Source organism: Streptomyces sp. 4N124 (assembly GCF_052245395.1).
Taxonomy (GTDB): Bacteria; Actinomycetota; Actinomycetes; order Streptomycetales; family Streptomycetaceae; genus Streptomyces.
The window spans coordinates 1-8,490 of sequence record NZ_JBQQBS010000121.1; the positions used below are offsets into that span (position 1 = coordinate 1).

An 8,490-nucleotide genomic window follows, 5' to 3' on the forward strand; every position below is an offset into this window, starting at 1 on the left:
GAGACGGGGTATCAACATATCTGGCGTTGATTTTTGGCACGCTGTTGAGTTCTCAAGGAACGGACGCTTCCTTCGTACTCACCCGAGAGACTCTCTCGCGGCTTTCCTCCGGGCGCTTCCCTTCGGTCTTGCGTTTCCGACTCTATCAGACCTTTTCTCGACCTGATCCCCAGTCAGCGGGGTTTGTCTTCCGGGCCGTTGGGCCGTTCCGACGTCTCAAACCTTAGCGGATCCTCTCGGCGATTCCCAATCGGGCCGCCGAGTCCCAATTCGAATTGAAATCGGGCATGCCGAAATCAACCCTGCCGGGAGATCGTGCTGATGGTTTGGTTTGCCGCTTTCGCGGCGCGAGGTGCTGTCGCAGAACCGTTACGGCTCCGCGGCAACCCGAAGAACATTACGGATCGGGGAGGGGGCTGTCAAGCGACGCCTGTCAAGATCTTTAGTCGAGGTCCGTGAGCCGGCCGCCGGCGTCGGGCTGGGCGTGCTCCACCCTGCGCAGGAGGCGGGTGAGGACCTCGCCGAGGGCCGTGCGCTCCGCCGCGGACAGGTCCTGGAGGAGGTCCTCCTCGAAGACCGTCGCGAGGCGCATCGCCTCCAGCCACTTCTCGCGGCCCTCGGCGGTCAGCTCCACGATGACGCGGACACGGTTGGACTCGTCCCGCTCGCGGGTGACCAGGCCCTCGGTGACCATGCGGTCGATCCGGTGGGTCATCGCGGCCGGGGTGAGGCCTAGTCGCTTGGCGAGGTCGCCGGGGCCCATGCGGTAGGGGGCGCCGGAGAGGACGAGGGCCTTGAGGACCTCCCACTCGGCGTTGCTGATGCCGAGGGCGGAGGTCTGGCGGCCGTAGGCGACGTTCATACGGCGGTTCAGGCGGGACAGGGCCGAGACGATCTTCTCGACCTGGGGGTCGAGGTCCTGGAACTCGCGCTGGTAGGCGGCGATCTGTTCTTCGAGCGTCGGCTCGGTGACGCCAGGGGTCTCGGCCATGGGCGCAGTATCGCATGCGCCCTCTTTGCTTTGAAGTCCTTCGCTATGTACTCTTTAGCTTCGAACTTTAGTCTTGAAGTCTTCACTCCTAACTAGTGAGAGAGGTGAACGTGACCAGGGCGATGGGCGCAGCGATGCGCCGGATCCATGTGGGCAATGCACTCAGCGCGTTCGGGCTCGGTTTCACCGTCCCCTACCTGTACGTCTATGTGGCGCAGGTGCGGGGGCTGGGGGCGATGACGGCGGGTCTCGTACTCGCCGTGTTCGCCGTGGCCGCGCTGGTCGTGCTGCCGTTCGCCGGACGGGCCATCGTCCGGCGGGGCCCGCTGCCGGTGCTGCTCGCCGCCCTGATCACCGCCGCGGTCGGTGCGCTGAGCCTGGGGCTCGCCGGCAATGCCACCGCTGTCCTGCTGTCGGCGGCCGGTCTCGGAGCGGGGCAGGCCGTGATGCAGCCGGCGCTCGCGACGATGATCGTGGACTGCTCGTCGGCCGAGACCCGGTCGCGGGCGTTCGCCACGCAGTTCTTTCTGCAGAACCTGGGGCTGGGTGTCGGTGGCCTCATCGGTGGTCATCTCGTCGACGCCACGCGCGTCAGCTCCTTCACTCTGCTGTTCGCGATCGAGGCGGCGATGTTCCTGCTGCTGGTCGTGGTGATGGTGACCGTGCGGATGCCGCACTCGCCGCAGATCGGCCAGGCGCCTGCCGGGTCGGCGAAGGGCAGCTGGAAGCAGTTGCTGTCCAACCGGGCCATGGTGCAGCTGTGCGTGCTGGGCTTTGTGCTGTTCTTCGCGTGCTACGGGCAGTTCGAGTCGGGGCTCAGTGCCTACGGGGTCGAGGCGGCCGGGATCTCGACGTCCGCGCTCGGGACCGCGCTGGCCGCGAACACCGGGATGATCGTGGTGGCGCAGTTCCTCGTTCTGAGGTTTGTGGAGCGCCAGCGGCGGTCTCGGGTGATCGCCGCCGTGGGGCTCATCTGGGCCGTGGCCTGGATCGCGGCCGGGTATGCGGGGCTGGGACATGGCAGTCAGGCCATGGCGACGGCCGCGTTCATCTCGACGTACGCGCTGTTCGGGCTGGGTGAGGCGATGTTGTCGCCGACGGTTGCCCCGCTGGTGGCCGATCTTGCGCCGAGTGGGCTGGCCGGGCAGTACAACTCCGCGTTCGCGCTGGTCAAGCAGTTGGCGCTGGCGGTCGGTCCTGCGGTGGGCGGACCCATGGGGGCGTCGCTGCATGCCCCGTACATCGTGACGTTCCTGCTGTTCTCGCTGGGCATCACCTACCTCGCCGTACGACTTGGCAGGCACCTCACGGCCGTACAGGACCAGCCGTCGCTGAGGAAGAGCCGGGTGGTTGCCCAGGGTGGTGGGACACCAGTGGAGTCCATCACCGCTTAGGTGCAGCGCCCCGAAGGGGCGCGGGGCTGTATCGATATGCGGCTCCGCCCCGTGGGCGCGACCAGCCACAACGCACCCGCAGCCAGCCGCCGCCACACACCTACGGCGCTAGCCCTTCGGCAGCGCAAACTCGCACCACACCGATTTGCCGCCGCCGGGGGTTCTGCGTGAGCCCCAGTTCGAGGCGATGGTGGCCACGATCGCGATGCCCCGTCCCGACTCGTCGCCCGGTTCGGCGCGGCGACGTCTCGGCAGATGGTCGTCGCCGTCCGTCACCTCGATGATCAGGCGCCGATCAGTACGGCGGAGCCTCAACCGCATGGGTGGGATGCCGTGCTGGAGGGAGTTGGCGACCAGTTCGCTGGCGGCCAGGACGCCCAGGTCGTGCAGGTCGGGCGGGAAGCGCCAGCTGGTCAGGACTCCGGAGGCGAACGCACGCGCGCGTGGGGCCGCTTCTACGCCGCCCAGGAGTTCCAGGGCCGCGTTGCGGAAGAGGTCGCTGTCGGGGCCCGTGCGGGACGGGTGCTGGAGGACCAGGACCGCCACGTCGTCGTCGTGGTCGGCGGTGACGCCTGCCGTGCGGACCAGGCGGTCGCAGACGACCTGGGGTGTGCCGGTGGCGCCGGCCAGGGCGCGCTCCAGGCTGGCGATGCCCTCGTCGAGGTCCTCGTTGCGGCGTTCCACCAGGCCGTCCGTGTAGAGGACTGCCGTCGAGCCCGGGCTGAGGGCGACCGTGCCCGACGTATGCATCCAGCCGCCGGTCCCCAGGGGCGGGCCGGTGGGCTCGTCCGCCCGGACGACCTGGCCGTTCTCATCGCGGATGAGGATCGGCAGGTGGCCGGCCGAGGCGTACACCAGCCGTCCCTCGTTCGGATCGTGGATGGCGTAGACGCAGGTGGCGATCTGGTTGGCGTCGATCTCGGTGGCGAGGCCGTCGAGGAGCTGGAGGATCTAGTGCGGGGGGAGGTCGAGGCGGGCGTACGCGCGGACGGCCGTGCGGAGTTGGCCCATGACCGCGGCCGCGCGCACTCCTCTGCCCATGACGTCGCCGATGACGAGGGCAGTGCGGCCACCGCCGAGGGTGATCACGTCGTACCAGTCGCCGCCCACCGCGGCTTCCGTACCGCCCGGCTGGTAGGTCGCGGCGACGCGCAGGTCGTCGGGCTGTTCGAGGACCTGGGGCAGGAGGGAGCGCTGGAGGGTGACGGCGGTTTCACGCTGGCGGCGTTCGCTGGCGCGGAGGCGTTCGGCGGCTTCGGCGTGGTCGGTGACGTCGGTGGCGAAGATCAGTACGCCGCCGTCCTCGGTGTCCGTGACCGGGGTACAGGCGAAGGTGTAGGAGCGGCCGTCGGGGGCCTTGCGGGACTTGACCGTGCGGGGCTTGCCGCTGCGCAGGACCTGGTCGAGGAGCGGGAACAGGCCGAGTTCGTCGAGTTCCGGGAGGGCCTCGCGGGCCGGGTCGCCGAGGGGGCGGGGGCCGAAGGCCGTCACGTAGGCGTCGTTGACGTACGCGAGGCGGTGGTCGGGGCCGTGAACGAGGGCGACGAGGGCCGGGACGCGGTCGAGGACCTCGCGGACCGGCAGTTCGTCGACGGCGGGCACGGACAGTGCGTCGTCGGCAAGCTGCTCGGCGCGGGCGGCGGGCACGGAGCTCTCGCCCCGCCGGTCCGAGGGGACCGCGTCGGTCCGCGCTGCGGCGCGGCGCTGCGTTCCGGGGAGCCGGGCGCTCCAGCGCGTGAAGTTCACGAATCCTTGCCTCGTGTAGTCGTCTTCGGCCAGCTCCGGACCCGGCCGGGGGTCTGGGGGGTGGCACCCCGGGGTTGCAGCACTGTGGGTGAGCCTCGTGGGTTCGAAGGGCGAGCAGGTGCTCGTCCGTGGGGGCGGGGACCAGTCTGGCAGGGTGGCCGGCCGGGCCGACAACCGTCAGACGCCGGGTCTGGCGGTGGAGTTCCCGGGTTCGGTCAGGTCGACCCCTTCGGGTCGTCCGAGGGCTTACCTGATGACTTTCCACCGGCCGCGAGTTCGAACTCCGCTCGGGGATGTTCGAGCGAACCGAGGGAGACGATCTCCCGCTTGAAGAGCCCCGACAGTGTCCACTCGGCCAGGACGCGGGCCTTGCGGTTGACGGTCGGCACCCTGCTGAGGTGGTAGACGCGGTGCATGAACCAGGCAGGGTAGCCCTTCAGCTTGCGTCCGTAGACGTGTGCGACGCCTTTGTGCAGTCCCAGGGAGGCGACTGAGCCCGCATATTTGTGCGCGTAGGTCTCCAGCGGCTCGCCACGCAGTGAATGCGCGATGTTGTCGCCGAGAACCTTGGCCTGGCGCAGGGCGTGCTGGGCGTTGGGGGCGCACTCCTTGCCGGGTTCGTCGGCGGATACGTCGGGGACCGCGGCCGCGTCTCCCGCTGCCCACGCGTGCGTGGTGCCCTCGATCGTCAGCTCGGCGGTGGCTTTCAGACGTCCGCGGCCGTTGAGGGGGAGGTCGGTGGCGGCGAGGATCGGGTGGGGTTTGACGCCGGCCGTCCAGACGACCGTACGCGTCGGGAAGCGCTGTCCGTCGCTGAGTACGGCGATCCGGCTCTCGCAGGATTCGAGGCGGGTCTGCAGGAGCACCTGGATGTTGCGGCGCCGCAGCTGGGTGACGGTGTAGCGGCCCATCTCCTCGCCGACCTCGGGCAGGATGCGGTCCGAGGCCTCGACGAGGATCCACTTCATGTCCTCGGGCTTGATGTTGTGGTAGTAGCGCGCGGCGTAGCGGGCCATGTCCTCGAGCTCGCCGAGCGCCTCTACTCCGGCGTATCCGCCCCCTACGAAGACGAAGGTGAGCGCCGCGTCGCGGATCGCGGGGTCGCGGGTGGAGGAGGCGATGTCCATCTGCTCGATGACGTGGTTGCGCAGGCCGATGGCTTCCTCGACGGTCTTGAAGCCGATGCCGTGGTCGGCGAGGCCGGGGATGGGGAGCGTGCGCGAGATCGAGCCGGGCGCGAGGACCAGTTCGTCGTACGACAGCTGCTGTGGGCCCGTGCCCTCCTCCTCGGTGGCGAGGGTGGTGAGCGTCGCGGTGCGTTTGGCGTGGTCGATGGCTGTGGCCTCGCCGATGATGACGTGGCACTCGTCGAGGACGCGGCGCAGCGGTACGACGACATGGCGGGGGGAGATGTTGCCGGCGGCGGCTTCGGGGAGGAACGGCTGGTACGTCATGTACGGGTCGGGGGTGACGACGGTGATCTCGGCGTCGCCCTGCCTCAGTTCCCGTTTCAGCTTCCGTTGGAGGCGCAGGGCGGTGTACATCCCGACGTAGCCGCCGCCGACAACGAGAATGCGCGCACGTTCCTTCACCATCCCATGACGCACCCGCCGCTTGCGTTTGTCCACAGGCTCGGCAATTTGTGTGACCGGGCGCCGGGGACGCCCTTGGTTGGCCGAATTGCCGGAGTGCGGGAAATCTTCGCAGGTCAGCGGGTGTGAGAGGGGTGGGGGGTAGGGGCGGAATCAGGACGTATACGACCCGTACTCCGATCGGGGGGCGCTCCGTGCGGAACCTGCCCCTTCTGAATTGACTCCCGCTCAACTATGTTCGTGTGGCAACGGGGTGTAGGGGGATGCGCCTTCGGGTCGGCCAGAGGGCGGGCCCGTGATCCGGGTTTGTTCCCAGCGCCTCGCGTCCAATGGCGGGGAGAGTCTCCGGGGGGAGACGTCATTAACCGGGGGAACACGTATGCACATTCAGGACAATCATTGGTCGTCTGCTTCTGCGATCGCACCCGGCGGTGCGCTCGGCATGGCGGCAGGCAACGGACGCGCGGACGGAGGGCGGTCGACACCGCTGCGCGTGGACGCACAGCGCAATCTGGAGCACGTACTGCGTGCGGCCCGTGAGGTCTTCGGCGAGCTGGGGTACGGCGCGCCGATGGAGGACGTGGCGCGGCGCGCGCGGGTCGGTGTCGGCACGGTGTACCGGCGCTTCCCGAGCAAGGACGTCCTGGTGCGGCGGATAGCCGAGGAGGAGACCTCCCGGCTGACCGACCAGGCACGGGCCGCGCTCGGCCAGGAGGACGAGCCCTGGTCGGCGCTGTCGCGCTTCCTGCGGACGTCCGTGGCGTCCGGTGCCGGGCGGCTGCTGCCGCCGCAGGTGCTGCGCGTCGGGGTCGCCGACGACGGCTCCGGCCTCGACGAGGCCCGGGTGCCGCAGCAGCGCACCCAGCCGGGGGCCGGAGAGCTGCGGCTGGTCCAGGAGGAGACGTCGGCGGTCCCCGCGGACGACGCGGGCGCCGCGGCGCTGCTCGAGGTCGTGGGGCAGCTCGTGGAGCGGGCGCGCGCGGCGGGCGAGCTGCGGGCCGATGTGTCGGTGTCGGACGTACTGCTGGTGATCGCGACGGCGGCTCCCTCGCTGCCGGATGCGGCGCAGCAGGCGGCGGCCTCGGCTCGGCTGCTGGACATTCTGCTGGAGGGGTTGCGGTCGCGTCCGGTGTGAGCGCGGGCGACCCGCTGGCTTGATCGACGAGGCGATGCCGGGCGGGGGTGGTGCGCTGCCCCTGTTCGGGCGTCCACGGGGGACGTGGCGCTGCCGAGGTGCACTCCTGGACGTAGCGCGCATTTCGGGCGAGGCGTTCAACTCCTGCCCACGGAACGCCCGTTGATGCTTCCCCGTTTGGGTGACGGTTAGTACTGCCTCGCGGCAAGTCGCCACGGACGAGTGGATGGGCCGTACCGCCGGGTCCTGACCAAAAGCCAATATGGCACCCTGGCCCGTGTTCGGGACGGGTTGGGCAGGCGGCGGGGGCTTTCCGCGATGAGCGTTGACGGGCGGGACGGGTCACTCGGTGACGGCGAGGCGGAGCCCAGTGGGCTGACGTCGCCGCAGGTGCCGAGCCAGGGCGGGCGGGCGGGTGTGCCGCCGGCCGGGGACCCCCCGGAAGGCAGTGTTCCGGCGCAGCGCGCCTGGCGCGAGGACGAGTGGCGCGAGGACGGCGTCCTGCCGCCGCCGATCGACTTGCCGCCCTCCGACGCCGACCTGATCGAGCGGATGCGCTCGGGCGACGACACGGCGTACGAGGAGCTGTACCGGCGCCATGCGGACGCGGTGCGCCGGTACGCGCGCACCTGCTGCCGGGACGCCCACACCGCGGACGACCTCACCGCCGAGTTCTTCGCCCGCATGCTGCAGGCGGTGCGGGGTGGATCTGGGCCCGAGCACGCCGTACGCGCGTATCTGCTGACCTCTGTCCGCCGGGTCGCCGCGAACTGGACGAAGTCGGCGAAGCGGGAGCAACTGGTCGACGACTTCGCGGTGTTCGCCACGCAGGCCGCCCGGGCGTCCGAGGTGTCCGACGACGACACACTGGATCTGGGCGCCGATGTGCGCGCGATGCACGAGGCCGAGCAGTCCATGGCGATGCAGGCATTCCGGTCGCTGCCGGAGCGGTGGCAGGCCGTGCTGTGGCACACCGAGGTGGAGGACGAGTCGCCGAGCGAGGTCGCCACCCTCTTCGGGCTGGACGCCAACGGCACGCGCGTGCTCGCCAGCCGCGCCCGCGAGGGCCTCAAGCAGGCCTACCTCCAGGCCCACGTCAGCGCGACCCTCGCCACCGACGAGGAGTGCGCCCGCTATGCCGACCGGCTCGGCGCCTACGCTCGTGGCGGCCTGCGCACGCGGGCCGAACGGGGCCTGCGCAAGCACCTGGAGGAGTGCGCCAAGTGCCGGGTGGCAGCGGGCCAGATCAAGGAAGTCGCCGGTGGCATCCCCGCCGTCGTACCGGTCGCGGTCATCGGTTGGTTCGGCGCCGCCGGCTACGCCAAGGTGGCCGCGCTCATCGCCGGAGGCACCGGAGCGGGCGCGGCGGGAGTCGCCGGTGCGGCTTCGGCGGCGAGCGGCGGTTCGTCCGGCGGGTCGGGGGCCGGTGGCGGTGCGGCTGCCTCCGAAGGGCTGGGCGCGCCGGTCAAGGCCGGTATCGCGGCCGGTGTGGTCGCGGTGGCCGCCGCCGCGGTGGCGCTGGCGCTGATCGGCGACGACGAGCCGGCCAAGAAGCCGGTGGCCAAGCCGCCCGTGTCCTCGCCGTCGTTACGGCTCGTGGAGGAGACACCGGCACCCCCGAAGCGGGAACCC

The 8,490-nt window shown here is 70.3% G+C and carries 5 protein-coding genes and 1 pseudogene; 3 read left to right on the forward strand and 3 right to left on the reverse strand.

Going from position 1 to position 8,490, the window contains the following annotated elements; genetic code table 11:
- Positions 1-442 precede the first annotated feature (442 nt).
- Entirely contained in the window at positions 443-991 is a 549-nt protein-coding gene (locus ACTWQO_RS48085; protein ID WP_443243742.1) for a MarR family winged helix-turn-helix transcriptional regulator, read from the reverse strand.
- A 134-nt stretch (positions 992-1,125) separates the two neighbouring features.
- Here ACTWQO_RS48085 and ACTWQO_RS48090 point away from each other — a divergent pair, with 134 nt between their 5' ends.
- Positions 1,126-2,385 (forward strand): MFS transporter, encoded by a 1,260-nt coding sequence (locus ACTWQO_RS48090; protein ID WP_443243746.1) that lies wholly within the window; start codon positions 1,126-1,128, stop codon positions 2,383-2,385.
- A gap of 108 nt (positions 2,386-2,493) precedes the next feature.
- Here ACTWQO_RS48090 and ACTWQO_RS48095 read toward each other — a convergent pair.
- A pseudogene (locus ACTWQO_RS48095) lies at positions 2,494-4,131 on the reverse strand (ATP-binding SpoIIE family protein phosphatase).
- A gap of 215 nt (positions 4,132-4,346) precedes the next feature.
- Positions 4,347-5,726 carry an NAD(P)/FAD-dependent oxidoreductase gene (locus ACTWQO_RS48100; RefSeq protein WP_443243743.1) on the reverse strand — a complete coding sequence of 460 codons (1,380 nt, stop codon included), beginning with the start codon at positions 5,724-5,726 and terminating at the stop codon, positions 4,347-4,349.
- A 376-nt stretch (positions 5,727-6,102) separates the two neighbouring features.
- Here ACTWQO_RS48100 and ACTWQO_RS48105 point away from each other — a divergent pair, with 376 nt between their 5' ends.
- Together ACTWQO_RS48105 and ACTWQO_RS48110 are read left to right on the forward strand one after the other, a co-directional pair.
- Positions 6,103-6,858 (forward strand): TetR/AcrR family transcriptional regulator, encoded by a 756-nt coding sequence (locus ACTWQO_RS48105; protein ID WP_443243744.1) that lies wholly within the window; start codon positions 6,103-6,105, stop codon positions 6,856-6,858.
- A gap of 318 nt (positions 6,859-7,176) precedes the next feature.
- On the forward strand, positions 7,177-8,490 hold a 1,314-nt coding region (locus ACTWQO_RS48110; protein ID WP_443243745.1), incomplete at its 3' end, for a sigma-70 family RNA polymerase sigma factor.